This window comes from Streptomyces sp. NPDC096311, from assembly GCF_044763085.1.
Lineage (GTDB): Bacteria > Actinomycetota > Actinomycetes > Streptomycetales > Streptomycetaceae > Streptomyces.
In genome coordinates, this window is sequence record NZ_JBIWFN010000016.1 from 123,852 (window position 1) to 148,379 (window position 24,528).

A 24,528-nucleotide genomic window follows, 5' to 3' on the forward strand; every position below is an offset into this window, starting at 1 on the left:
CGCTCCCCTGAGTGCGATGCACCTGTGACCGTATGAGGAAAATCAGGATACTTAATTATGGCAGTGTGGCTATACTCCTGCGCATGGCCGACTTGGATGAACTCCGTCGCAGGCCCACCGATGCCGCACGCCCGGACGCCGTCGCCCGGCAGCGGGCCCGGGGGGCGCGGACCGCGCGCGAGCGCATCGACGCGCTCGCCGACCCCGGTTCTTTCCGTGAGTACGGGGTACTGGCCCGGGCCCCGGAGGCCGGGAGTGACACCCCGGCCGACGGTCTTGTCACCGGCATCGTCCGGGTGCGCGGCCTGCCCGTCGTCGTCGCGTCGTACGACTACACGGTGCTGGCGGGCAGTCAGAGCGAGGTCAACAACACCAAGCTCGCCCGCGTCCTCCAACTCGCCGAGGAGCGCGCACTGCCCGTGGTGCTCTTCTCCGAGGGCGCGGGGCACCGTGTGCAGGAGGCGTCGCTGCGATCGCGCGGTGGTGGCGAGGCCGTCTTCCCGACCCTTGCCCGACTCTCCGGGAAGGTACCCACGGTGTGCGCGGTGCCGGGGCGGGCGTTCGCGGGGAATGCGGTTCTCGCCGGGCTCTGCGACTGCGTGGTGGCCACGCGGAACGCGGCGGCCGGCATGGCGGGTCCACCGCTCGTCGAGGCCGCGCTCGGCGAGCGCTTCACACCGGAGCAGATCGGCGCCGCCGACGTGCACGCCACCTCCGGCGCCGTCGAGGCGCTCGCCGGCGACGAGGCCGAGATGACCGAGCTGATCTCGGCTTACCTTTCCTACTTCGAAGGACGCCTGGAGTCCGCCGCCCCGCTCGCCGACGCCCGAACCCTGCGCGACGTCGTACCCTCCGACCCGCGTCGGCCCTATGACGTACGACAGGTCATCGCGCACCTCGCCGACCTCGGTGAACTCCTGGAACTGCGCTCGGAGTTCGCCCCCAACCTGGTCACCGCGCTCACCCGGGTCGACGGCTGGTCGGTCGGCTGTGTGGCGAGCCAGCCGACGGCGCTCGCCGGGGCCATCGACGCCGACGCGGCGGACAAGGCCGCACGCTTCGTGCGGCTGTGCGACGCGTTCGGCCTGCCGGTCGTGTTCCTCGTCGACTCGCCCGGGTTCGCCGTCGGCCCGGCCGCCGAGCGTACGGCGCTGATGCGTCACAGCACCCATCTGATCCACACCCTGACCCATGCCCAAGTGCCGTTCTTCACCGTGACACTGCGCAAGTCCTACGGCCTCGCCCACGTCGCCATGGGCGGGCGGCCGCTCGGCGCCTCGATGGTCCTCGCCTGGCCCACCGCGGAGTTCGGGGCGATGGGGCCCGAAGGCGCGGCCAATGTCCTGGGCCGGACGAACGGCACCGACCCCGCCACGGCGCTGCGGCGTCAGGGCGCCCCCCTGCGCATGGCCGAACTCTTCGCCGTCGACGACATGATCGACCCGGCGGACACTCGAGGCGCGCTCACGGACTGGCTGGCCGCGGTGATGCCGGGCACCCGGCCGAGCCACCGGCCCGTGCCGCCGTGGTGACCGGCCCCACCCGAGCAACGCTTGCTACAGAACGGGACAGTTGATGGCTCTGCTCAGCGGCTACCGCGTCGTGGAAGTGTCGATGCTGCTCAACGGCGCCTCGACGAGCATGATGCTCGCCGACCTCGGCGCGGACGTGGTCAAGGTCGAGAGCCCGCGCCTCGGCGACTATCTGCGCATCGACGAGACCCGCTATCTGCACGAGCAGGCCAATCGCAACAAACGCAGCGTCAGCGTCGACCTCACCACCGAGTCAGGGCAGGGGATCCTCGGGCGGCTTCTCGCCGGCGCGGACGTCTTCGTCACCAACGCGACCGGGAACCGCCCGGCGCGCCTCGGACTCTCGTACGAGCAGGTGCGCGTCCACCGGCCCGACATCGTCTACTGCCAGAACACCGGCTTCGGCGCGAGCGGCCCGTACGCCGATCTGCCGGTGCACGGGCAGATGATGGACGCCCTCGCCGGAGCACGCCCCGTCGAGCTGGACGAGGAGGGATTGACCCGGCCCGCCGATGGCGCGGTCAGCTGGCCGAGCCTGCGGATCGGCGGCGAGGGCACCGCCACCGGTGCCATCTACGCGGCCTTCCACATCGCCGCCGCCCTGGCCCGGCGTGAGCGGACAGGGCTCGGTTGCCTGCTGGACGTGTCCGCGGCGACCGCGGTGCTCGCCGACGCGTGGACGGCGGTCGCCGCCCACCTCAACCAGCCCGAGGTCGCCGCGGCCGTCGCGGACCCGGCCCAGCGCCGTGGCGTCGCCCGATACCAGTGGTACGAGACCGCCGACGGGAAGTTCGTCCTCTTCTGTCCGGAGGAACGGAAGTTCTGGTCCGCCTTCTGCGCGCTCGTCGACCGTCCCGACCTCGTCGACCAGGTGCACGGCGAGCCGCTGCGCCGCGAAGTGCAGGCGATCATGCGCACCAGGACGCAGGACGAGTGGATGCGGGTCGCGGTCGAGCACCGGCTGCCCATCGGCCCCGCGCACGACGGCATCGAGGACGTGGTGGCCGATCCGCAGATCGCCGCACGCCGCGTCCTGGTCGAGGGGCGGGATGCGGGCGGGCGTCCGGTCGTCCACGTCGGGCAGCCCGTCCTCGTCGACGGCGAGGCCACGCCCGTGCCCCGGCCCGCGCCCGCCCACGGGGCGGACACGGCGGAGGTGCTGCGCGAACTCGGTTACGGAGAGGACGAGATCGGCGCGTTCGCCGCCGGGCACGTCACTGTGGCCGAACAGGTCGACGACGACTTCATCGCGCTCAACGTCCATGCCCGTACGGAGAGTTGATCCCCGTCCGCGCACCCTACAGACCGGGAACCGCCACCACGGACACCGTGCAGTCGCCGGGCGGGGTGCCGACCATGATGTCGGCGACCATCAGCGCCGGTTCGCCGTCCAGACACGTCGGGTAGACGACGTTGAGGTCGGACGGCATACGGGTCGGCAGCCCCTTGGCGATGACGACGCCGTGCGCGCCGTCTGTGGTGAAGGCGTGGATCTCGTTCTTCATGGGCGCCGTGACGAACACCGTGCCGCGCCGGCTCACGCACACACCGTCCATCTCCCCGATGTCGCGCCAGCGGGGCGGCGGCTGCACCCCCGACTCGAAGGCGCTCAGGGGCAGTTCGTACACTCCGCCGCCCACCGGGTCGAGGGGGGAGCAGCTGACGGCCCAGCACACGCCGTCGATCGGCGAGACCGCACAGCCGTTGACGTAGCCAGGCATCACGACCCGGGTCACCGCGTCGGCGGCGCCCGGATCCTGACGGACCAGCGCCCCGAGCGACTCGACGGGGATGCGGTAGACGGCCGGTGACACGGGCGGCGGGGCGGCGGGGTCGGTGGACGGGTTGGTGTGCGGGCAGTCGGCCACGTAGAAGTTGCCGACGGCGTCGATGGCGAGCCCGTTCGGCATCTCGAGCGGCTCGAACCTGTCGCCGATCGCCGAGCCTTCCCACAGCGGGATCCGGCCGCGGATCGTCCCCGTCATAGGGTCGAACCCGATCAGCTGGGGCCGCGAGGGGACAGGCCCGGACCCGTCGGGGCGGGCGACCGGCCTGCCGTCGGCGACGGTGAAGGCGGTACCGCTCGGGAACACCTCCGTGTCCGTACGCAGGATGTCGCAGCCGAGGGTCGTGGTGAGACCGTCGATCAGCTTGCGTTCCTCGACCGACACCTTGCCTTCCGGGCTGATCCGGGCGCGGGTGATGAACGCCTCGCCCTGCAGGTAGACCAGGCCCTGGCTCTCCCGGAACCACGGAAAGCCGACGTCGAGACGGCAGTTGCCGAAGACGAATGTCTCGCCGTCGTCGAGGAGTTCCGCGCTCTCCGGATTCGTACAGCCTTCGACGATGCCCAGAATGGTTCCCTCGAACCGGTCGTCCGGCATGGACGTGCCTCCCACGATCACTAGTTGGGTGTCCTGAAACAGGCGCTGATGTGCGCTGGTCGCAGGGCGCGTCGCAGCGCGCCGGTGATGTCGGCGTCGCAGCGCCGTGACACGTCGGCCGTCGGGACCAGGACCTCGAAGCCGTGCGGCACGCCGGGATAGACGTGGAGTTCGGTCTCGACGCCCGCGGCGAGCAGGCGTGCCGCGTACGCGACGCTCTCGTCGCGGAAGAGGTCCGCGCCGCCGACCACGACGCACGCGGGCGGGAGCCCGGTCAGGTCCTGCGCGCGGGCGGGAGCCGCGTACCCCGGCACGTCCGCGCCCTCGGCCCCGAGCGGGCCGAGGTAGGCGCGCCAGCCGAGCGCATTCGCCGGCCTGCCCCACACCGCGGCGCCTTCCCTGCGGCTCGAAGGGGTGCTCTGCCGGTCGTCCAGCATCGGGTAGATGAGCAACTGCAGGCCGAGGCGCGGGCCTTCGCGGTCGCGGGCGAACAGCGTGAGCGCGGCCGCGAGACCGGCTCCCGCGCTGGATCCGGCGACCAGGATGTGGCCGGTGTCGATGCCGAGCCGGTCCGCGTGCTCGACCGTCCACTCCATACCTGCGTAGCAGTCCAGGAGTGGTGCGGGATACGGGTGTTCGGGGGCGAGACGGTAGTCGACCGACACGACGACACAGTCGAGTGCCTGCGCCCAGCGGTTGAGCCGCGCGTCGACCGTGAGCCCGGACCCGGAGATGTAGCCACCGCCGTGGATCCAGTACACGCAGGGACGCGCGGCGGCGGGAGCCGGCGGGCTGTACACCCGAACCCGAACGTCGTCATCGACGCGCTCCTCGTGCGACACGGTCGTCGTCTCGGGGAGGGCCGCGACGGCGTCCTGCGCCCGTGCCGCCCGCCGCTGCGCGACGGTCTCCAGGGTCCACTCGTCGAAGTCGAAGACGCCCGGCGGGAGTTGGGACATGAAGGCAGAGATCTCAGGGTCGTGGATATCCGCGCGATCCTCCATCGTGGTCATGAATTAAGGATACTCTATACATTGTAGGGTCACCAGAGTCGTGATCCGATGAGCCGAGGAGGATGAGGGTGAAGATCTACGCCTTCGAGGAACCGGGCGGTCCCGCACGGGAGTTGACGGTGCGGACCCCGAAGCCGTCCGGGCACGAGGTGCTGGTACGGCTGACGCACAGCGGCGTCTGCCACTCCGATGTCCACCTCAGGGACGGGGCCGCGACAGGAACGTTCACGTACCCCCTTGTCGCGGGACACGAGATGGCGGGCGAGGTCGTCGCCGTCGGCCCCGACGTCACCACGGCAGCCGTCGGGGACGCCCGTCTCGTCTATCCGTGGATCGGCTGCGGCAGCTGCGCGCGCTGCGCCTCGGACGGCGACCACCGCTGCGCCGAGCGGCGCTTCCTCGGGATACACGGATTCGGCGGTTACGCCGAGGCCGTCCTGGTGCCGCACGAGCGCTACCTCCACGACATCGAGGGGCTCGATCCGGCCTGGGCCGCGACGCTGGCGTGCTCCGGGCTCACCGCCTACTCGGCGGTCGCCAAGGTTGTGGCTCCCGGTCCGGACGGCGCCGACGATCCGGTCGTGGTCATCGGCGCGGGCGGAGTGGGCCTGACGGCCGTCGCCGTGCTGCACGCGCGGGGCCGGCGAAGGATCGTCGCCGTCGACGTGAACGACGAGCGCCTGGCCCTCGCTCGCGGCCTCGGCGCCTCGGACACCGTCAACAGCGCGGCCGGATCCGACGCAGCACGGGCCGCGCTCCTGGCCGCGACGGACGGCGGGGCGACGGCCGTGATCGACCTGGTCAACTCCGGGACCACGGCCCGGCTCGGCTTCGACGTCCTGCGCGAGGACGGAAAGCTCGTGCATGTCGGCCTGTTCCGCGGTGAGATGGTCCTGCCGACGGCGCTGATGCCGGCCAAACGGCTCACCCTGCAGGGCAGTTTCATCGGATCGCCCCAGGAGATGCGGGAGGTCGTGACTCTCGCGCGGTCCGGCCGACTGCCGCAGACCCCGCTTGTCAGCCGTCCGCTCACGGCCGAGGGTGTCAATGAGGCGCTGCGGGCGCTGACCGAAGGGACGGTGCCGGGGCGCGTGGTGCTGACGGCAACCTGAGTGACGTACAGGCGCGGCCCCTTGACCGGCGTGAGGGGCCGCCGCCCTCCTCAGCCGGTGCGTTCCGGCAGCCGGATTGCGCGCTCCGGGTCGTGCGCCGCCCGCAGCCGCTTCTTGTCGACCTTGGCGCCGTTGACCGGCAGCGCCTCCACGAACTCGTACCAGCGGGGCCGCTTGTACGCGGCGAGACGATCGAGGCACCACCGGTCCAGGGCCTCGGCATCGGCGCCGCCGGCGGCGCCCCCGGTGAGGACGAGCACCGCCTTGACGCCCTCGCCCCACCGCTGGTCGGGCACGCCGATCACTGCGCAGTCGCGGACCGCCGGGTGGCGCCGCAGGGCCCGCTCGACCTCGACGCTGTAGACGTTCTCACCGCCGGACTTGACCATGTCCTTGAGCCGGTCGAGCAGGTAGAGGTAGCCGTCCTCGTCGGCGCGCATCACGTCGCCGGTGTGCAGCCAGCCGCCGAGCAGGGTCCGCGACGTCGCCTCCCGCATGCCCCAGTACTGCGACATGACGCTGGCGCCGCGCACGACGAGCTCGCCCGGCTCGCCGGCGGCGACCGGGCGGTCCTGCGCGTCGACGACCGCGGTGCGGAACCCGATGAGCGGCCGCCCCACCGTGCCGGGACGGGCCAGCTCGTCGGCACGGCTCGTGGTGGTGGTGAAGTTGCCGGCCTCGGTCGATCCGTAGATCCCGACGAAGGAGGCATGGGGGAGCAGCGTGCCCAGCTCCCGGTGCTCTTCGGGCGTGTGCTTGCCCGCCTGACCGGTGACGATGCGCAGCGAACTGCCATGGGTGGCACGCAGCGGATGCCGCGCGGCGGCCAGCAGATTGCCGCCCACGAACGATCCGATGGTGACGCCGTGCCGCGCGATCAGCTCCCAGGAATCCTCCAGGGAGCGGCTCGCGCCGAAGACCACCCGCCCTCCCACGGACAGCACCGACATCGCCGTGCCCAGGCCCGCCACATGGAAGAACGGGCCCGCCCCGACATGCACGTCACGCTCGCTCAGGCCGAGGCCCGTCACCAGGTTCGTCGCCGACGCCACCCAGGCTCGCTGGGAGAGCACGCACCCCTTGGAGCGGCCCGTCGTCCCCGAGGTGTACAGCAGGATGTACGGGCTGCCGGGGTCAGGGCGCGGAGCGGCCAGGGGGGCGGGTTCGAGGGCGGCGAACCGGCGCCGGTGATCCTCGTCAAGCACCACCGTCGCCAGGCCGAACGCACCCGCGTCCGAAGCCAGTTGACGGTGCGCGGGGTCCACGACGACCAGGCGGCTGCCGGAGTCCTCCAGTTGGAAGCGGACCGACGCCGCGTCGAGCCGCGTGTTGAGCAGAACTACGACGACGCCGCCGAGCGAGGCCCCGTACAGCAGACCCAGATAGTCGGGCCCGTTGGGCGCGAGCACGGCCACCCGGTCGCCGCCGCGCACCCCGGCGTCATGCAGCAGGCGCTGCCAGCGGCGCGCGTCCTCGGTGAGCCGTCCGTAAGAGACGGTCGACTCCTCGGTCACGAGGGCCGGCCGGCGCGCACGGTTCGGTGGTGTCCCCGAGACGACCAGGTCCGCGACGAGCAGACCGGCGTTCATGCCGCGCCGCCGACGGGGCTGCCCGGCGTGAAGCGCGCCGGTAGATGGTGCCAGCCGTTGACCGTGCCGATGTTGGTGTAGTGCTCGGCGCCCGGGGCGAGGGTGTAGTCCGGCATGCGGCGCAGCACCTCGCGTACGACGATCCCGAACTCGGCGCGGGCCACCGGTGCGCCGATACAGCGGTGCGGGCCGATCCCGAACGCGGCGTGCCGGTTCGGTGAGCGGTCCGGGACGACCTCCTCGGGACGGGCGAACTCCGCCGGATCGTGGTTGGCAGCCGACCAGTTGAGGAAGATCCTGTCGCCGCGGCCGAGCGGGCAGCCGCCGAGGTCCGTGTCCTCGGTGACGGTACGGGCGAATCCCTGCACCGGGCTGTAATACCGCAGCATCTCCTCACAGAAGGAGTTCAGATACGCGTCGTCCTCGGCGATCCTGTCCCGGTGCTCGGGGTGTTCGCCGAGGTAGGAGAAGGCGTTGGCGAGCAGGGCCGTGGTGGTGTCGACGCCGCCGCCCAGCGTCGTCGCCACGATCGCGGCCACCTCCTCGTCGGTCAGTGGTCGGCCGTCGATGTCGGCCTGCGTGAGCATCGTCAGCAGGTCGTCACGCGGGTGGGCCCGGCGGTCGGCGATCTCGTCGAACACCGACCGGTCGATGGCCGCTATCGCCGTGATCGCCTCGTCGTGCCCCGGCGTTCCCGGGACGTGGGAGACGAGCCCGTGGAACGCCTTGGCGTGCTGCGGCCAGTCCTCGGGCGGAAGGCCGACGATCAGCAGGGTCGTCATCGCGGGCACCGGAGTCGCCAGATCGTCCACGAAGTCGATCGCACCGGACGCGATCACCTGGTCCACGCACCACGTGGTGAACCGCTCGACGTCCGGCAGCAGCCGGGCCACGGCCTGCGGTGAGAAGGCGGGGTTCATCACCTTGCGGTAGGCGCGCAGCTCGGGCGGGTCCACCTCGACCGGCAGCAGATGCATCGACGGCAGGGCGGGGATGACGACCCCGGTGTGGTCGAGGCCGGCGTGCCGGCCCTTCTTCGAGGAGTACGTCGCCGGGTCCCGGCCCGCCGCGAAGGTCTCGGCGTAGGTCGCGGTGACCCAGAAGCCGCTGTGGGCCTCGGTCCACACGACGGGGCACTGCTCGCGCATCGCGCGATTGACCGCCATGGGTTCGGCGGCGTACTGCGGGGAGAGGTGGTCGAACTCGAACACGGGTGGGTCCGTCGCCGTCATCAGTCGACTCCAGTCGGTTCGGCGGGGTCAGGTGGAGGAGGGGAACGGGCTGAACCCGGCGGGCAGGGAGACGGCCTTGGTCTCCAGGTACTCCTCAAGGCCCTCGGGGCCGCCCTCGCGTCCGAGTCCGGACTGCTTGTAGCCGCCGAAGGGCACGGACGGGTCGTTGTCGTAGCAGTTGACGCCGTACGTTCCCGCGCGCACCCGGCGGGCGACCGCGAAGCCGCGCGCGGGGTCGCCGGTGTAGACGGAGCCCGCGAGGCCGAAGTCGGTGTCGTTGGCGATCTCGACGGCCTCGTCGACGTCGTCGTAGGCGAGGAACGAAGTGACTGGTCCGAAAATCTCCTCGCGGGCGATGCGCATGCTGTTGTCCACGCCGGTGAAGACCGTCGGCTCCACGTACCAGCCCTTGGGCAGATGCGCGGGCCGCCCGCCGCCCATGACCAGGTGGGCGCCCTCGGCCCTGCCCGCCTCGATGTACCCCTCCACCCGGTCGCGCTGCCGCTTTGCGATCAGCGGCCCGTAGTACGTGTCGCTGTCGAACGGGTCGCCGACCTTGAGGGCCCGCACCCCCTCGCAGAACGCCTCCACCAGCTCCGCCTGACGTGAACGCGGCACCAGGACACGGGACTTGAGCAGGCACATCTGCCCCGTGAGCATCGTCGCCATCGGCAGCAGCTGCTGCACGGCGGTGGCCGGGTCGGCGTCGTCGAGGATGATCGCGGCGGACTTGCCGCCGAGTTCGAGGCTGACCCGCTTGATCCGCCGGGCGCACTCGGCCATGATCGCCTGCCCGGCGGCGCTGCTGCCCGTGAAGGAGACCTTGTCGACGCCGGGGTGCGCCACCAGCTGCTGACCCGTCTCGCGGTCGCCGGCGAGGATGCTCACCACGCCCTCGGGCAGCCCCGCCTGCTCGCAGACCTCGGCGAGGACGGTGAAGACGAGGGGCGTCTCCGGCGGCGGCTTGAGCACGAACGTGCAGCCCGCGGCGAGGGCGGGTCCGAGCTTGATCAGCGCCAGTGCGAGGGGTCCGTTCCACGGGGTGATCGCCGCGACGACGCCGACGGGCTCCTTGAGCAGTGCGGCACGTACCCGCTTGCCCTCACGTAGTTCGTCGAAGGTGAACCGCTCGGCGAGATCGGCGTAGTACCGCAGGCGTGGGATGGCCCCATGCACCTGCGCCGGGCCGCTGAGCTTGATCGGCGTACCGTTCTCGGTCGTCACGATGCGGGCCATTTCGTCTGCCCGTGCCTCAAGGCCGTCCGCGATGCGATGCATCACGGCCGCACGCTCCGCGGGCGACATCCGCGGCCAGGGACCGCGGTCGAACGCCTCGCGCGCGGCACGCACGGCACGGTCGACATCCGCGGCGGACGGCGCGGGGACGCGCCCCACGACCTCTTCGGTGGACGGCGAGACGACCTCGATGGTGGCGTCCGACTCGGGTTTGACCCACTGGCCGCCGATGAACAGCGCGTCCTGGGTGATCACGTCCTGTGCGGTCATGCTCCCTGCCCTTTCTGCGTGGGGTCGCCGAGCGTCCAGAGGAGCCGGCAGGTGTGCGCGGCGATCCGCCAGCCCTGCGCCGTGCGTACGGCGTCGAAGGTGAAGGTCCCGCCGTGGGTGTACGAGGCGCCGTCCTTCGGGATGTGGTGCGAGACGAAGTGACTGGAGGCGCTCGCGGTGTCGCCCTGCACGCGCACGGCGACATTGGTGACGAAGTGCTGGAGCGTGGCGAAGTCCGTGAGCCGGGGCGCGATGTCGGCGACCAGCGCGTCGCAGGACTCGTACGTGCCGACCGTCTCCATCGTGGTGCGGGCGTCGGGGGCGAAGGTGGACCGCAGAAGGTCCCAGTCCTGGGTGTCGAGCGCCCGCGCGTAGTCGGTGATCAGGTCCTCGACGGCCTGGCGGTCCTCGCGCGGCGGCCCGACCAGGGTGGTCTTGGTGCGTACGGGGATGCCCCACACGAAATCGCGCTCCGCGGTCGCGGCGTTGAGCTCGTCCAGGTCGTGGCCGGCGAGGGAGCGGGCGCGGTGGGCGTCGAAGTCGGCGCGCGAGCGGAAGAGTTCGAAGCAGAAGAACAGATCCGGGTCGTCGACCGAGCGGATCAGGGAGTAGAGCTCCGTCCCGTCCTCGTCCGCGACCTGCGCGAACACGGGGTCGTACCCCTTGATGAGGTCGTCGCCGCGGCCGGGGTGCGCACGGGCGCGGACGTAACAGGCGAACTTCTCGGGGGCGGTGTCGGTCATGCTGCTCCTGGGTTCGTGACGCGTCTGTTCCTGGGTTCGTGACGCGTCGGCTTCTGGGTTCGTGACGCGTCCGTTCCTGGGCTCGTGACGCGGCTACGGGGGTGCTCAGGCGGCGCGTTCGAGGATGTGGACCCCGCACGCCTGGCCCAGGCCGATCACGTGCGCGAGGCCGACACGGGCGCCCTCGATCTGCCGGTCGCCGCCCTCGTCGCGCAGGTGTTGGCAGACCTCCCAGACATTGGCGATGCCGGTCGCGCCGATCGGATGGCCTTTGGACTGGAGGCCGCCGGAGACGTTCACCGGGAGTCGTCCGTCCCGCCAGGTGGCGCCGCTGTCGAAGAAGTCGACGGCGCCACCCGGAGGGCAGAGCAGCAAGTTGTCGTAGTGGATCAACTCGGCGGTGGCGAAACAGTCGTGGAGCTCCACCAGGTCCAGGTCCTCGGGCTCGATGCCGGCGGTCTCGTACGCGGTCCGCGCGGCCTGTCGCGTCAGCGTGCTGACATCCGGGAGGACTTGGCACGCCTCCTGCCACGGGTCGCTGGTGAGTACCGAGGCGGACACCTTGACCGCGCGCCTGCGCTGCTCGGGGTCGAGACGGCGCAGCGCGGCGTCCGAGACGAGGACGGCTGCCGCGGCGCCGTCGCAGTTGGCGGAGCACATGGGGCGCGTGTTGGGGTACGCCACCATCACGTCGTTCATGATCTGGTCGAGGCTCATCCGCTTCGTGTACGCGGCAAGGGGGTTGAGCGTGGAGTGCGCGTGGTTCTTCTCGCTGATCCGGGCGAACAGCTCCAACGGCGTCCCGGAATAAGGGTGTTGGTGCAGGTATTCCAGGCCGATCTGGGCGAAGACCCCCGGCATGGTCTCGGTCCCCACCCAGCCGTCCATCGGCGCGACGCTGCCGTATCGGCCCTGTGGGATCCACGGTTCGCCGTCGGCCCGTTCGCCGCCGGTGACCCCCAACAGGCCTGCCCCCGAAAGCTGTTCCACGCCGACGGCGAGGGCGAGGTCGGCCTCGCCCGCCTTGATCGCCATGACGGCGGTGCGCAGCGCGGTCGCTCCGGTGGCGCAGGCGTTGTGGACGTTGTAGACGGGGATGCCGGTCTGTCCGATCTGCTTCTGCAGGCGCTGGCCGACGCCGGCCGGTCCGCCGGTGACATTGCCCGCGGCGAGCACTTGGATGTCCTTGATGCTCACCCCGCCGTCGGCGAGCGCGCCGAGCGAGGCCTCGGCGGCGAGGTCCACCAGGTCCTTGTCCCGGTGTTTGCCGAACTTGGTCATGTGGATCCCGAGGATCCAGACGCTGTCCGTCACGTGCTCTGCCTCTCCTGGGGTTCGCCGGGTTCGAAGCCGAAGCCGATCGCGGTGATCCCCTCGCGATCGGTGCCGAGGCCGAACGTGGCGAGTCGCACGGCCATGCCGGTGCGCAGTTGCAGCGGGTCGGGTTTCACGTTCACGAGGTTCGCCCGCACGCTGGTGCCACCGAGGTCCACGACCCCGGCCGCGTACGGCACCGGAACGCCGGGAGCTGCGACCGAGACCACGGTGAACGTGCGCAGCACCCCCTCGACGGGCAGCGGCACCGCGTCGAATCCGGCGGTCGAGCCGCAGGACGCGCAGGCGTTGCGCCGGTCGAAGAAGCGGGCGGAGCACGTGCGGCACTCCCGTGCCACGAGGCGTGGGTGCGGGCCGAGTTCGAGGTAGTCGACCAAGGGGATCACCGGGGGTGCGGAACGCGCGGGGACATCGGACGGCATACATCTCTCCCGAATAAAGTATCCTCTACTCTGGAATCTAGACCCTGTCGCGACGGAGCGACAGTCGCTTGCGCGACCGAATCGGATCGGGGAGGAACTGATGGCGGCTGCCGCCGGCGGGCCCCTGGAGGGGCTGCGCGTACTGGAGTTGGCGGGCCTCGGCCCGGCTCCGTACACCGCTCTGCTGCTCGCGGAGATGGGGGCCGACGTCGTACGGGTCGACCGGCCGGGCCAGCCGCAGGACCCGCCGTGGCCCGTGCTGGGGCGGGGTCGGCGGTCGGTGCTCGTGGACCTGAAGTCGGGGGCGGGCGTCGAGGCGTTCCTGGGGCTCGCCGACCGGGCGGACGTGCTTCTGGAGCCCTACCGCCCCGGCGTCGCCGAGCGCCTCGGCATCGGCCCCGACGTATGTCTGCGGCGCAACCCGCGCCTGGTCTACGGGCGGGTGACCGGCTGGGGGCAGACGGGGCCGTGGAGCCAGATGGCCGGGCACGACATCGACTACATCGCCGTCACCGGGGCCCTGCACGCGATCGGGAGGGTGGGCGGGCCGCCGCAGGTGCCGCTCAATCTGCTCGGCGACTTCGCGGGCGGCAGCATGTTCCTCCTTGCCGGCGTGCAGGCCGCGCTGTGGGAGCGGGAGCGGTCCGGGCGCGGCCAGGTGATCGACGCGGCGATCGTGGACGGCACGGCCTCGCTGACCGCGTTCGTGCACGGGGTGCGGGCGGCGGGCCTGTGGCGCGACGAACGCGGCGTCAATCCGCTGGACACCGGGGCCCCTTACTACGACGTCTATGAGACGGCAGACGGCGAGTGGATGGCCGTAGGCGCGGTCGAGCCGCGCTTCTTCGCCGCACTCGTGCGCGTTCTCGGCCTCGAAGGCGCGCCGCCGCAGCACGACACCGCCCGCTGGCCCGAGCTGCGCGCCGTGCTCGCCGAGGCGTTCGCGGGGCGCACGCGCGCCGAGTGGACGGAGATCTTCGCGGGCACGGATGCCTGTGTGGCGCCGGTCCTCTCCTTCGCGGAGGCGGCGGAGCACCCCCAACTCGCGGCGCGCGGCGTGCTGGTGGCGGACGAGGAGGGCGCCGGAACTCCCCTCCCGGCTCCGGCGCCCCGCTTCTCGCGCACCCCGGCCCGCAGGGGCGGCGCGGCGCCCACGGCGGGGGAGCACACCGCCGAGGTGCTCAGGGAGTGGGGCCTCAAGGAGCCCGAACCCGAGGGTGAGGCGCCGCGCTCCTGGCCGTGACGCTCAGCGCGGCCCCATACGGATCGCCCCGTCCAGGCGGACCGTCTCCCCGTTGAGCATGGGATTGCGTACGAGCGCGTCGACGAGGTCCGCGTACTCGCCCGGGTCGCCGAGGCGGGCCGGGTGCGGGACCTGCGAGCCCAGCGACGCCCGTGCGTCGTCGGGGAGCTTCATCAGCATCGGTGTGAGGAAGATGCCCGGCGCGATGGTGTTCACCCGGATCAGCTTGTCCGCCAGGTCACGCGCGACGGTGATGGTCATCGCGTGCACGCCTCCCTTGCTGGCGGCGTACGCGACCTGGCCGATCTGCCCCTCGAACGCGGCGACCGACGCCGTCATGACGATGACCCCGCGTTCGCCGTCGACCGGCTCGTTGCGCGCCATCCGGTCGGCGGCCAGGCGCACGACGTTGAAGGTGCCGACCAGGTTCACCTCGACCACGCGCCGGAACTCGGCCAGTGGCAGCACGCCGCCGCGGCCGAGGACACGACCGGGGGTGCCGATCCCCGCGCAGTTGACGAGGAGGCGCACCGGGCCCCGTGCCTCGGCGGCGTCGAGCGCCGCGCCGACCTCGTCCTCGTCCGTGACGTCGGCCGGCACGAAGGCCGCCAACGGGCCGCATTCTTCCACGAGTTCGGCGCCGCGCGAGCCCTTGAGGTCGAGGACGGTCACCTGTACGCCGTCCTGCACGAGCCGGCGGGCCGTCGCCTCGCCGAGCCCGGAACCGCCTCCCGTGACCACGGCCACGTCGCCGTCCGACAGTTTCATCGCAGTACCCCTTCTTTCCCGGTGACATAGATAAAAGTACACTCAATTATATCGCTAGGGCGGTAACCCACCGACTGTGTACGGGAGTGGCTCCATGGCAGACAGCGTGATCGTCGAGCAGCGGGAACGGGTGCTCGTCGTCTCCCTCAACCGGCCCGAGGCGCGTAACGCGGTCAACCGCGAGGTGAGCGAGGCGATCGCCGCCGCCGTCGACGAACTCGACGCGCGCGACGACCTCTGTCTCGGCGTCCTCGCGACAACCGGCGGCACGTTCTGCTCCGGCATGGACCTCAAGGCGTTCCTGGCCGGTGAGGACGTGTCGCTGCCGGGCCGAGGGCTCGCCGGGATCACCCGGCGTCCGCCGCGCAAGCCGTTGATCGCCGCCGTCGAGGGGTGGGCCCTGGCGGGCGGCTGCGAACTCGCGCTCGCCTGCGACCTCGTCGTGGCCGCCGAGGACGCACGGTTCGGGATACCTGAGGTCAAGCGCGGCCTGGTCGCCGCGGCCGGCGGCCTGCTGCGACTGCCGCGCCGTATCCCGCGTGCCGTGGCGATGCAACTCGCCTTGACGGGCGACTCGTTGAGCGCCGCCGACGCCCATCGCTTCGGTCTGGTCAACGAGTTGACGGCATCCGGCGGAGCGCTCGCGGGCGCGCTGGCCCTGGCCGGGCGCATCACCGCCAACGGCCCCCTCGCGGTCCGGGTCACCAAGGAGATCCTCGACAGTGCGACCGACCGCACCGTCGAGGAGGGCTTCGTCGGCCAGGAGCCGCTGATCCAGGCGATCCTGGCGTCGCAGGACGCCCAGGAGGGCGCCCGCGCTTTCGCGGAGAAGCGGCCGCCGCAGTGGACGGGCCGCTGACGGGGAGCGGTCACCGGGAGCCGAAGCGGTGCGCGCCGTCCAGGCGGATCACCTCGCCGTTGAGGTAGTCGTTGTCGACGATCGACCACACCAGGCGGGCGTACTCCTCGGGGCGGCCCATGCGCCGCGGGTTCGGGATCGTGGTGCCCCAGCGCTCCTGGGCGTCCTCCTCGCTCATCCGGAACGCGGGGGTGAAAAACGTACCCGGCGCGATCGTCATCACCCGGATCCCCAGCGGGGCGAGATCGCGGGCCGCGACCAGGCCGAGGCCGACTACGCCGCCCTTGGCCGCGGCGTAGTCGGACTGGCCGACCTGTCCCTCGAACGCGGCGATGCTGGCCGTATTGACGACCACGCCCCGCTGGCCCGAGTCGAGGGGCTCGGTCCGCACCATCCGCGCCGCGGCCAGGCGCAGCGTGTTGAAAGTGCCGACCAGGTAGATGTCGAGGGTGCGGCGGAAGACGTCCAGGCCGTACGGCTCGCCCGCGCGGTCGAGGACGCGGCTGCTCGCCACCGGCCCGCCGTGCGCCGTGACGGCGATCCGCAACGGGCCCAACTCGCCTGCCGCGTCGACCGCTCGACGTACCGAGTCCTCGTCGGTGACGTCGGTGTGCACATACCGGGCGAGCGGGCCGAGCTGGTCGGCGAGGTCCTTGCCGGCGTCCTCGGCGAGGTCGGCGATCACCACGCTCACGCCGTGGGCCGTCAACTGCCGTGCCGTGGCCGCGCCGAGTCCGCCGGCTCCACCGGTGACGATCGCGGATGCGCCCTGGACGTCCATGTGGGGTTCCTCTCTGCCAGTTAAATCAGGATACTGAAATGAATGGTGATGGGTTGTCGCCGATGGTGAAGGAGCGGTACATGCCTCTCGGGTGGAGCGAACGGAATCCGGCACGGGTCCTGATCACGGGGTGTACGTCGGGCATCGGCCGGGCGCTCTGTACGGAGTTGGCGCGGCGTGGACACCATGTCGTCGCCACCGCGCGCGAGCTCGGCCCGCTGGCCGAACTGCCGGTCGCCGAACGGCTCGTGCTCGACGTGACCGACGACGAGTCCGTCACGGCCGCCGCCAAGGCGGCCGGCCACGTCGACGTGCTGGTCAACAACGCCGGCGTCACCGCCTGGGCGCCGCTCGAAGCGATGCCGCCGGACACCGCGCGGCGGGTCTTCGACACCAATGTGTGGAGCATGCTGCGCACCGCCCAGGCGTTCCTGCCCGCCATGCGGGCCGCGGGCCGGGGCCGGGTGATCAACATCAGTTCGGCCGCGCAGCGCGGCTACCCCCTGCTCGGCGTCTATGCCGCGAGCAAGACGGCCCTGGAAGCGCTGAGCGAGACTCTCCGCCTCGAACTCGCCGGATCCGGTGTGGACGTCGTCGTGGCCGAACCGGCCGCCGTGGTCTCGTCGTTCGGCACGAACCGGCTGCCCGTCGAGGTCACCGAAGCCCCGTACCGCGAACTCACCGAACGCGCCTTCCGGTTCCTGCAGAGCATGCGTGCCGCCGCGCTCACCGCCGAGCAGGCGGCGGCCGCCATCGCCGACCTGGTGCACCGCGACGATCCGCCGCTGCGTGTCCCGATCGGCGCGGACGGCGCGCGCATCCTCGCCCAGCGGCACACCGTCGGTGACGCGGAGTTCGAGCGCGCCGTCCTCGACGGCCTCGGGAAGCGGAGGGGTGATCACCCGTAGAAGCGCTCGGCCTTGTCGAACGTCTCGGCCAGGCTCTCTTCCGAGGACCGCTTCTGTACGAAGTTGAACTCGTCCTTCTCGAACTGGAGGTTCGTCCCGTACGCGTGCAGGAGGTAGCTGCTCACCTCGGACAGGCCCATTCCCATGCTCTGCTCGACCAGCCGGTACGCCTCCTTGGCGATGACGATCCCGTCCGCCGGCATGCGCGCGACCTGGGAGGCGAGTTCCTCGGCCGTCTCATGCACCCGGTCCGCGGGGACGTACCGCGTGAAGATCCCGAGCGGGGCCAGCTCGGCGGCGGGTGCGATCCGGCCCGTCAGGAGCAGGTCCTTGGTGAGAACGGGGCCGAGGCGGTGGAAGAACAGGTGGAGATCGCCGAGGACGGGGCCCAGGTAGCGGGTGGCGGGCATGCCCAGCTTGGCGTCGTCGCCGACCACGCACATGTCGGAGCCCATCAGGAACTCCAGGCCGCCGCCGAGCGCGTAACCGCGGATCTCGGCGATGACGACCTTCGGGTGGTATGTGACGCGGTTGTAGACGTGCGAGGTCCGGCGGTCGACCACGAGGCGGCGGCGCTGACTGGGGCGCCGCTTGCGGCCGTTGACCTCACCGGCATCATTCGGCGTGCTGTACCAGTCGTACACCTCGTTCATGTCGACGCCCGCGGTGAAGTTCTCGCCCGTTCCGCGCAGGATGACGACCTTGATGTCGTCGTCCTCGGCCACGTCGTCCAGGCAGGCGACGATGCGCTCGTACATGGGCAGGGTCATCGCGTTGAGCTTGTCCGGGCGGTTGAGCGTCAGGCGGGCGATGTGGGTGGCCGGGTCCTTCTCGTAGAGCACGTCTTCGTCCATGGTGGGGTCCTCACGGGTGCGTCGTGGTGGTGGGGTTCTCGGTCGGACGTCGTGGTGCCGGGGTTCTCAGTGGCCGCCCGGCCGTACGACATCGCGTACGGACGCGCCTGATGCCATCCGGTCGAAGGCGCGGTTGATGTCGTCGAGCGGTACGGCGGCCGACCGGAGCCGGTCGACCGGGAGTCGGCCCGCGCGATAGAGCTCCAGGTAGCGGGGGATGTCGCGGCGCGGCGACGCGCTGCCCATGTAACTGCCCCTGACGGTACGCTCGGTGGCCACCAGATCTGCCAGGGGCAGGTCGAGCCGCGCAGCGGGATCGGGAAGGCCGGCCGTGACCAGGACGCCGCCGCGCCCGGTGATCGCGTACCCGAGGCGGGCGGCGGCCGCGGCCCCGGCGAACTCCAGGACGTGGTCCGCCGCGCCGAACTCGTCGACGATCCGCTCGGCGCAGTCCGGCCCGGACGCGTCGTACACATGGGTCGCCCCCAGCTCGCGCGCCAGGTCGAGCTTGGCGGGGGACAGGTCGATCGCGGCGATTCGGGCCGCGCCGGCCGCGACCGCGCCGAGCAGGGCGCTCAGGCCCACCCCGCCGAGGCCGATGACGGCGGCGGACGAACCGGGGCGCAGCCGCGCCGTGTTGAGCACCGCGCCCACGCCGGTCACCACCGCGCATCCGAAGATCGCCGCGATGTCCAGCGGCACGTCCGGCTCGATCCGGACCAGGGACCGCGGGGTGACGACGGCGTACTCGGCGAAGGCGGAGACGCCGCTCCAGTGGTGCAGCGGCTCACCGTCCAGGCTGAGCCTGCGTGCACCGGTGGGCAGGGTGCCGTCGGCGCGCGAGCGCCACGACGCCTGGCAGAGTGCCGGCCGTCCGGCCAGGCACAGGGCGCAGTCGCCGCAGCTCGCCACGAAGACCATCACCACGTGGTCACCGGGCGCGAGTCCTGTCACGCCCTCGCCCAACTCCTCGACCACGCCGGCCGCTTCGTGCCCCGCCACGGCGGGCAGCTTGCGGGGCCGGGCCCCGGTGACGGCGGACAGGTCGGAGTGGCAGATCCCGGCCGCGGCGATCCGGACGAGGACCTCGCCGGGCCCGGGTCCCGCCAGGTCGACCTCGGTCACCTCGAAGGGGCGGCTCCGCGTGAACGGCGGCTCGGCGCCCGCGGTACGCAGCACAGCGGCACGCATCTTCATGCCCGCACCGCCGCTTCGGGCAGGGGGGCTGGAGACAGGTGGAGCGCCACCGCCCCGTCCAGACCGGGAGCGGCCGGGGGGAACCGGCGCAGTACGAGCGGATCGTGGCCGGGGACGATGTGGTCGGGCCCGTCCGCCAGGCGCGCGACGATTTTCAGCGCCTCGATGTAGTCGATGGTGCTGACCAGGACCGGGAACGGGTTCTCGGTGGTGAGGTTCTCGTAGTAGTGCACGGCGTCCGAGGCGAGCACGACGTTCCCGCGCGCGGTGGCGACGCGGACCACCTGCATGCCCGGGGTGTGACCGCCGACCCGGTGGACCGTGACGCCCGGCGCGATCTCGCCGTCGCCGTCGTGGAAGACGACCCGGCCCTCGTGCAACGCGCCCAGCCAGTGCGTCAGTTGGGGCCTGTCGTACGGCCTGCGCAGGAACGGGCTGCACATCGCGGGCCCGGTGGCGTGCGCCAGTTCGGCGCGCTGGATGTGCAGCCGCGCCCGCGGGAAGTCACCGATGGTGCCCGCGTGGTCCCAGTGCAGATGGGTCGTGACGACGTCGTCGACCTCCGTCGCGTCGAGGCCGACGTCGGCGAGGGCGGCGCGGGGCGCGCGGTGGTGATCGTGGCCGCGCGCCGTCATCGTCCCGGGCCCCGAGCCGGTGTCGACGAGGACGACGCGGTCCGCGCCGACCACGGCCCAGACGAAGAAGTCCATGGGCATGGCCGCGTCGTGACAGCCCCCCGGCTGCAGATGGATCACGTTCTCGTAGCGGCGTCGGCGAGGATTGGCCCCGTAGCGAAGGGCGAAGACCCGGTACCCGGGTCCGTCGGTGTCAGGCATTCCCGCTCCCCTCCGCCGGACCGGCCAGATCGACCCATACGCTCTTCGTCCGCAGGTACTCCCTGATCCCGTCGAAGCCGCTCTCGCGCCCCACACCGGAGGCCTTGTAGCCGCCGAACGGAGACTGGGGGACCGTGTTGCGGTACGTGTTGATCCAGACGGTGCCCGCCTCCACCCGTCCCGCGACACGGTGCGCACGGGCGAGGTCGCGGGTCCAGACCCCGGCCGCCAGGCCGAACGGCACGTCGTTCGCGAGCTCCACCGCCTCGTCCTCCGTGTCGAACGACGTCACGGCGAGCACGGGTCCGAACACCTCCTCCTGGAAGAGTCGGTCGTGGCGCCCGACGCCGTCGAAGACGGTCGGCAGCGCGAAGCGCCCGGTAGCGTCGGGTTCGTCGAGGACGGCAACCGCGCCGGACGCGCGGGCCGCCTCGATGTGCTCCTGGATCGCCGCGTACTGCGTCGCGGTGGCCACCGGGCCGACATCGGTCGCCGGGTCGGCCGGATCGCCCACCCGCAGGCGCGCGGCGCGCTCCGTGATCCGCGCGAGCAGGGCGTCGTGCACCGCCGCGTGGACCAGCAGCCGCGAACCGGCCAGGCAGGTCTGCCCGCCCGAGGCGAAGACCCCGGCGCAGATCCCGTCGGCCGCGCGGTCCAGATCGGCGTCGGCGAACACGATCTGGGGGGACTTGCCACCCAACTCCAGTGTGCAGGGCGTGAGATGACGGGCCGCCAGCTCTCCGACGAGCCGACCGGCGCCCACCCCACCCGTGAACGACACCTTGCGCACGAGAGGGTGGGCGACCAGATCCGGGACCACCTCGGGGCCGAGCCCGGTGACGACATTGACGACGCCCGGCGGGAAACCGGCCTTCGTGAACAGCTCGTTGAACACCAGGTTGGAGGCGCTGGCGTGCTCACTGGGCTTGAGCACGACCGCGTTCCCCGCGGCGAGGGCGGGCGCCACCTTCCACGCCGCCAGGCGCAGCGGGGAGTTCCACGGCAGGATCGCCGCGACGACCCCGTACGGTTCGAGGACCGTGTAGTTGAGCGAGGCCGCGCGGTCCACGGGGATCACCTCGCCCTGCACCTTGTCGGCCATGCCGCCGTAGTAGCGGTACCAGCCGGCCATGGTGCGCAGTGAAGTCCTCAGTTCCTTGCGGGATTTGCCGTTGTCCCGTGACTCGACCTCGACCAGCTCCTCAAGGTGCTCCAGTACGAGGTCGGCGAGACGGGTGAGGAGCACGCCCCGGTCCGTCGCGGTGAGCGTCGGCCAGCCGGAGGAGCGGAACGCCGCGTCGGCGTCGCGCACCGCCGCGTCGACATCGGCCGCGGAGCCGCGGGCGATCGCCGCCCAGGGATTCCCGGTCGCCGGGTCGAGAGAGTCGAAGGTGCCGCCGTCGGCGGCCGGCACCCAGGCGCCACCGATCCGCATGCCGAATGTCTGCGTGCCATGCGTCTGCGTGCCATGCGTCTGCGTGTCATGGGTCTGCATAGCCCCTCCCCTCTAAAAGAGTGTGCTGTATTTGGCTGCCTGGGTCCCCGCGATGCGCCCGAACACCGAGCCGGCGGTGAGCCCCGTACCGCCCGGATAGTTGTGGTAGAAGAGCCCACCCACGATCTCGCCGCAGGCGAAGAGCCCCGGCAGCACGGGTCCTTCGGCGCCGCGCACCTGTGCCTGCGGGGTGATCCGCAGCCCGCCGAAGGTGAACGTCACTCCGCAGGTGACCTGGAACGCCAGGAAGGGCCCCTGTGTCAGCGTGTTCGCCCAGTTCGACTTGGGCACGGCGAGACCCCTCGTGCCTCGTCCGTCCTTCACCGTCGGATCGAACGGGACGTCACCGCGGACCGCCGCGTTGTACGCCGCGACCTCCGCGAGGAACCCGTCGGCGTCCACCCCGTCCATGCGGCGTGCCAGCTCCTGAAGCGTCGGGGCCTCGACGCGGGTGGCCTCCTTGATGCGGTACTCGTCGCGCAGCAGATGTGTCGCCTGCTGGTCGAAGACCTGCCACGCCATCTGGTGCGGCTGCTCCAGGATCCGCCTGCCGTACTTGGCGTACGTGTAGTTGCGGAAGTCCGCGCCCTCGTCGACGAAGCGCCTGCCGTCGGCGTTGACCATGATCCCGAACGGATAGCTGTGCTTCTGGAAGCCGTCGCCCACCGCGAGGTCGCCGTGCTCGGGCGCGTTGCGGTCCCAGCCCACCGCGTGACAGCCGGACCAGTGCCCGGCGGGCGACGCCCCCGCGGCCAGCGCCATACGGTGTCCCGCACCGGTGTTGAAGCGGGTGCCGCGGACCTTGGCGAGGTCCCAGCCGGGCCCCAGATAGCGGGTGCGCCACTCGGCGTCGGCCTGGAAGCCGCCGCTGGCGAGCACCACGGAGCGCGCCTCGATCTCCGTCGTGGCACCGTCGACGACCGCGCGTACGCCGTGCACCCCGGAGTCGTCGGTCAGCAGGTCGACGGCCCGGCTGTTGTAGCGGACCCCGATGCCCGCCTCGGCCGCGATCTTGTGCTCCCGTTCGACCAACCCGGCGCCACCGCCCACGACTTCGACCGTCAGGCCGCCCCAGAAGCGGAACTTCCCGTCGACCTTGAACGCCTGCCGCCCGTAGGCCGGGGCGAACCGTACGCCGTGGCCTGCCATCCAGTGCAGCGTCTCGTGGCTGCGGCCGACGAGAACCTCGACCAGCTCCGGGTCGGCGCGGTAGTCAGTGACCCGTGCCATGTCGTCGAAGAACGCCTCGGCGCCGTAGCTGCCGAAGTCGGTGGTGTCCTCGGCATCCTCGGGCAGATCGGGGATGAGTGCCCTCAGGTCGTCGATCCCGTCGTACACCGTGCGCATGGCCCCTGCCGTGAACGCGGTGTTGCCGCCGCGCTCGCCCTCCGGGGCCCGCTCGAGCACCAGTACCTCGGCGCCCGCCTCCCGCGCCGCCAGTGCCGCACACATCGCCGCGTTGCCCGCGCCGACCACGAGCACCTCGGTCTGCGTCATTCGCACTCCCTGTCGTCCGTCGATGCCGGTGGCGCGGTGCGCTGTTCGGCGTTCGCAGCTGCTCCACTCGTCGGATAATTGAGTGTACTCTATAGCGACGTGCTGCAGATAAAGGCGAGTTGAGCCCGGATCGCGTCGAGGTGGGAGACACACATGCCCCTGGGTGACGTACAACCGAGGGAGCAATCACGGCGGTTCACGCCGCAGGCCGAAGCCGTGCGCGTCACCCGGCTCACCCTCGACGGCGCCGACGAGGTTCTCCTCGCCGCCGACGCGTACGGGGAGCGCGGTGACGCGCCGGTCGTCCTCCTGCACGGCGGCGGTCAGACACGGCATTCCTGGAGGTCGACCGCCCGCGCGCTCGCCGAGGCGGGCTGGTACCCGTCGCCGTGGACCTGCGGGGCCATGGCGAGAGCGGCTGGTCGCCCGACGGGAAGTACCGCCTGGAGCGGTTCGCCGCCGACGTCGTCCAGATCGTCGAGCACCTCGGCACCGCGCCGGTTCTCGTCGGGGCGTCACTGGGCTGCAACGCCTCGCTCGCCGCACTCGGACACCGGCCCGAACTCGCCCCGAGCTGCGCCGATTGCGCGCCGGGAAGGCGGAGCAACTCGCCGCGCTGCAAAGCGCCTACGGCAGGGTGCTCACCCCGGGCCCCTTGAGCACGGCGAACCTGGAACTGCCGCGCCGTGAAATCCAGCAGATCGACGAATTCGTCGGCACATGCGAAGCCGACATCGGCTCCCTCACCCACGAGGAACGGACCACGGTGGAGTCCTGGCTCCACACCCGAGACCGGTTCCTCACCGTCATCCCCGTAGCGGCGGTTCTGGCCGGAACACGTCCCGAAGGGCGGGGACGAAGCCCAGCAGGACGCCGGTGATCAGCAGGAGCACGGGCGGGGCGATGCGGAAGCGGTCGGCCAGGGTGTGGGCGGCCAGCAGCACAACGCCCAGCAGGACGACGACTTCGAGACCGAGCATCGGAGTTCTTCCTCAGGATGCGGGCGTTGCGTTGCAGCTGCCAGGGGTCAGGCGGCGTCGGCGACGGCCTGGGCGACGGGGGTGTCGCCGCAGGTGAGTTCCAGAATGGCGCGGTGCAGGGAGAGGGGGTCATCGCCTCGGGCGGCGAGATGAGCGGGGAGGCGGCTGCCGATTCCGCCGGTGGCGCCGAGAACGAAGACTCGTGCCATGGAGGTGCTCCTGTGCGTATGGGATGGGCCGGG

General features: G+C 71.5%; 25 protein-coding genes. 7 read left to right on the forward strand and 18 right to left on the reverse strand.

Annotated features, from left to right (window positions below):
- Positions 1-83 precede the first annotated feature (83 nt).
- On the forward strand, positions 84-1,532 hold the full coding sequence (locus ACIRA5_RS35290) for an acyl-CoA carboxylase subunit beta (RefSeq protein ID WP_403697956.1): 1,449 nt from the start codon (positions 84-86) through the stop codon (positions 1,530-1,532).
- Positions 1,533-1,575: 43 nt separating this feature from the next.
- On the forward strand, positions 1,576-2,814 hold the full coding sequence (locus ACIRA5_RS35295) for a CaiB/BaiF CoA transferase family protein (RefSeq protein ID WP_403697958.1): 1,239 nt from the start codon (positions 1,576-1,578) through the stop codon (positions 2,812-2,814).
- Positions 2,815-2,830: 16 nt separating this feature from the next.
- On the opposite strand, the gene ACIRA5_RS35300 is transcribed toward ACIRA5_RS35295, so the two are convergent.
- Both ACIRA5_RS35300 and ACIRA5_RS35305 read right to left on the reverse strand, forming a co-directional pair.
- Positions 2,831-3,916, reverse strand: a complete 1,086-nt coding sequence (locus ACIRA5_RS35300) for a hypothetical protein (protein ID WP_403697960.1) — start codon at positions 3,914-3,916, stop codon at positions 2,831-2,833.
- A gap of 20 nt (positions 3,917-3,936) precedes the next feature.
- The gene (locus ACIRA5_RS35305) at positions 3,937-4,929 is read right to left on the reverse strand and encodes an alpha/beta hydrolase (protein ID WP_403697962.1); all 993 of its coding nucleotides are present in this window, start codon (positions 4,927-4,929) and stop codon (positions 3,937-3,939) included.
- A 68-nt stretch (positions 4,930-4,997) separates the two neighbouring features.
- Here ACIRA5_RS35305 and ACIRA5_RS35310 point away from each other — a divergent pair, with 68 nt between their 5' ends.
- Positions 4,998-6,041, forward strand: a complete 1,044-nt coding sequence (locus ACIRA5_RS35310; protein WP_403697964.1) for an alcohol dehydrogenase catalytic domain-containing protein — start codon at positions 4,998-5,000, stop codon at positions 6,039-6,041.
- A gap of 50 nt (positions 6,042-6,091) precedes the next feature.
- Here the strand turns inward: ACIRA5_RS35310 and ACIRA5_RS35315 are convergent, their stop codons facing one another.
- The 6 genes from ACIRA5_RS35315 to ACIRA5_RS35340 form a co-directional block, all read right to left on the reverse strand.
- A complete protein-coding gene (locus tag ACIRA5_RS35315) occupies positions 6,092-7,630 on the reverse strand; it encodes a class I adenylate-forming enzyme family protein (protein ID WP_403697965.1) in 1,539 nt (512 codons plus the stop codon).
- Positions 7,627-8,862 carry a cytochrome P450 gene (locus tag ACIRA5_RS35320; RefSeq protein WP_403697967.1) on the reverse strand — a complete coding sequence of 412 codons (1,236 nt, stop codon included), beginning with the start codon at positions 8,860-8,862 and terminating at the stop codon, positions 7,627-7,629. Before ACIRA5_RS35320 ends, ACIRA5_RS35315 begins: the two co-directional genes overlap by 4 nt.
- Before the next feature lie 27 nt (positions 8,863-8,889).
- Positions 8,890-10,368 (reverse strand): aldehyde dehydrogenase, encoded by a 1,479-nt coding sequence (locus ACIRA5_RS35325; RefSeq protein ID WP_403697969.1) that lies wholly within the window; start codon positions 10,366-10,368, stop codon positions 8,890-8,892.
- Complete coding sequence (locus ACIRA5_RS35330; protein ID WP_403697970.1) at positions 10,365-11,111, reverse strand: nuclear transport factor 2 family protein; 747 nt, start codon at positions 11,109-11,111, stop codon at positions 10,365-10,367. The genes ACIRA5_RS35325 and ACIRA5_RS35330 overlap by 4 nt, the downstream gene beginning before the upstream one ends.
- A gap of 105 nt (positions 11,112-11,216) precedes the next feature.
- Positions 11,217-12,425, reverse strand: a complete 1,209-nt coding sequence (locus tag ACIRA5_RS35335; RefSeq protein WP_403697971.1) for a thiolase family protein — start codon at positions 12,423-12,425, stop codon at positions 11,217-11,219.
- Positions 12,422-12,868 (reverse strand): Zn-ribbon domain-containing OB-fold protein, encoded by a 447-nt coding sequence (locus tag ACIRA5_RS35340; protein WP_403697973.1) that lies wholly within the window; start codon positions 12,866-12,868, stop codon positions 12,422-12,424. Before ACIRA5_RS35340 ends, ACIRA5_RS35335 begins: the two co-directional genes overlap by 4 nt.
- A gap of 100 nt (positions 12,869-12,968) precedes the next feature.
- Here ACIRA5_RS35340 and ACIRA5_RS35345 point away from each other — a divergent pair, with 100 nt between their 5' ends.
- On the forward strand, positions 12,969-14,111 hold the full coding sequence (locus tag ACIRA5_RS35345) for a CaiB/BaiF CoA transferase family protein (protein WP_403697974.1): 1,143 nt from the start codon (positions 12,969-12,971) through the stop codon (positions 14,109-14,111).
- A gap of 3 nt (positions 14,112-14,114) precedes the next feature.
- Here the strand turns inward: ACIRA5_RS35345 and ACIRA5_RS35350 are convergent, their stop codons facing one another.
- Positions 14,115-14,879: an SDR family NAD(P)-dependent oxidoreductase gene (locus tag ACIRA5_RS35350; RefSeq protein ID WP_403697976.1), complete on the reverse strand. Its 765-nt coding sequence runs from the start codon at positions 14,877-14,879 to the stop codon at positions 14,115-14,117.
- Positions 14,880-14,973: 94 nt separating this feature from the next.
- Here ACIRA5_RS35350 and ACIRA5_RS35355 point away from each other — a divergent pair, with 94 nt between their 5' ends.
- On the forward strand, positions 14,974-15,738 hold the full coding sequence (locus tag ACIRA5_RS35355; RefSeq protein ID WP_403697978.1) for a crotonase/enoyl-CoA hydratase family protein: 765 nt from the start codon (positions 14,974-14,976) through the stop codon (positions 15,736-15,738).
- Between the two features lie 10 nt (positions 15,739-15,748).
- On the opposite strand, the gene ACIRA5_RS35360 is transcribed toward ACIRA5_RS35355, so the two are convergent.
- The gene (locus tag ACIRA5_RS35360; RefSeq protein ID WP_403697980.1) at positions 15,749-16,519 is read right to left on the reverse strand and encodes an SDR family NAD(P)-dependent oxidoreductase; all 771 of its coding nucleotides are present in this window, start codon (positions 16,517-16,519) and stop codon (positions 15,749-15,751) included.
- Between the two features lie 80 nt (positions 16,520-16,599).
- Between ACIRA5_RS35360 and ACIRA5_RS35365 the strand changes: the two genes are divergently transcribed.
- The gene (locus ACIRA5_RS35365) at positions 16,600-17,427 is read left to right on the forward strand and encodes an SDR family NAD(P)-dependent oxidoreductase (RefSeq protein WP_403697981.1); all 828 of its coding nucleotides are present in this window, start codon (positions 16,600-16,602) and stop codon (positions 17,425-17,427) included.
- Here ACIRA5_RS35365 and ACIRA5_RS35370 read toward each other — a convergent pair.
- The 6 genes from ACIRA5_RS35370 to ACIRA5_RS35395 form a co-directional block, all read right to left on the reverse strand.
- Positions 17,418-18,281, reverse strand: coding sequence for an enoyl-CoA hydratase/isomerase family protein (locus ACIRA5_RS35370; protein ID WP_403697982.1), 864 nt, complete (start codon positions 18,279-18,281; stop codon positions 17,418-17,420). The two genes, ACIRA5_RS35365 and ACIRA5_RS35370, sit on opposite strands and share 10 nt — an antisense overlap.
- Positions 18,282-18,347: 66 nt before the next feature.
- On the reverse strand, positions 18,348-19,478 hold the full coding sequence (locus tag ACIRA5_RS35375; protein WP_403697984.1) for an alcohol dehydrogenase catalytic domain-containing protein: 1,131 nt from the start codon (positions 19,476-19,478) through the stop codon (positions 18,348-18,350).
- Complete coding sequence (locus ACIRA5_RS35380; RefSeq protein WP_403697986.1) at positions 19,475-20,314, reverse strand: N-acyl homoserine lactonase family protein; 840 nt, start codon at positions 20,312-20,314, stop codon at positions 19,475-19,477. Before ACIRA5_RS35380 ends, ACIRA5_RS35375 begins: the two co-directional genes overlap by 4 nt.
- A complete protein-coding gene (locus ACIRA5_RS35385; protein WP_403697988.1) occupies positions 20,307-21,809 on the reverse strand; it encodes an aldehyde dehydrogenase family protein in 1,503 nt (500 codons plus the stop codon). Before ACIRA5_RS35385 ends, ACIRA5_RS35380 begins: the two co-directional genes overlap by 8 nt.
- Positions 21,810-21,821: 12 nt before the next feature.
- Positions 21,822-23,306 (reverse strand): FAD-dependent tricarballylate dehydrogenase TcuA, encoded by a 1,485-nt coding sequence (gene tcuA, locus ACIRA5_RS35390; RefSeq protein ID WP_403697990.1) that lies wholly within the window; start codon positions 23,304-23,306, stop codon positions 21,822-21,824.
- Between the two features lie 186 nt (positions 23,307-23,492).
- Positions 23,493-23,642 (reverse strand): hypothetical protein, encoded by a 150-nt coding sequence (locus tag ACIRA5_RS35395; protein WP_403697992.1) that lies wholly within the window; start codon positions 23,640-23,642, stop codon positions 23,493-23,495.
- 53 nt (positions 23,643-23,695) lie between these two features.
- Here ACIRA5_RS35395 and ACIRA5_RS35400 point away from each other — a divergent pair, with 53 nt between their 5' ends.
- A complete protein-coding gene (locus tag ACIRA5_RS35400; RefSeq protein WP_403697994.1) occupies positions 23,696-23,965 on the forward strand; it encodes an alpha/beta fold hydrolase in 270 nt (89 codons plus the stop codon).
- 147 nt (positions 23,966-24,112) lie between these two features.
- Here ACIRA5_RS35400 and ACIRA5_RS35405 read toward each other — a convergent pair whose 3' ends face one another.
- Both ACIRA5_RS35405 and ACIRA5_RS35410 read right to left on the reverse strand, forming a co-directional pair.
- Positions 24,113-24,286, reverse strand: a complete 174-nt coding sequence (locus ACIRA5_RS35405) for a hypothetical protein (RefSeq protein WP_403697996.1) — start codon at positions 24,284-24,286, stop codon at positions 24,113-24,115.
- A 47-nt stretch (positions 24,287-24,333) separates the two neighbouring features.
- A complete protein-coding gene (locus ACIRA5_RS35410; RefSeq protein ID WP_403697998.1) occupies positions 24,334-24,495 on the reverse strand; it encodes a hypothetical protein in 162 nt (53 codons plus the stop codon).
- Between the last annotated feature and the right edge of the window lie 33 nt (positions 24,496-24,528).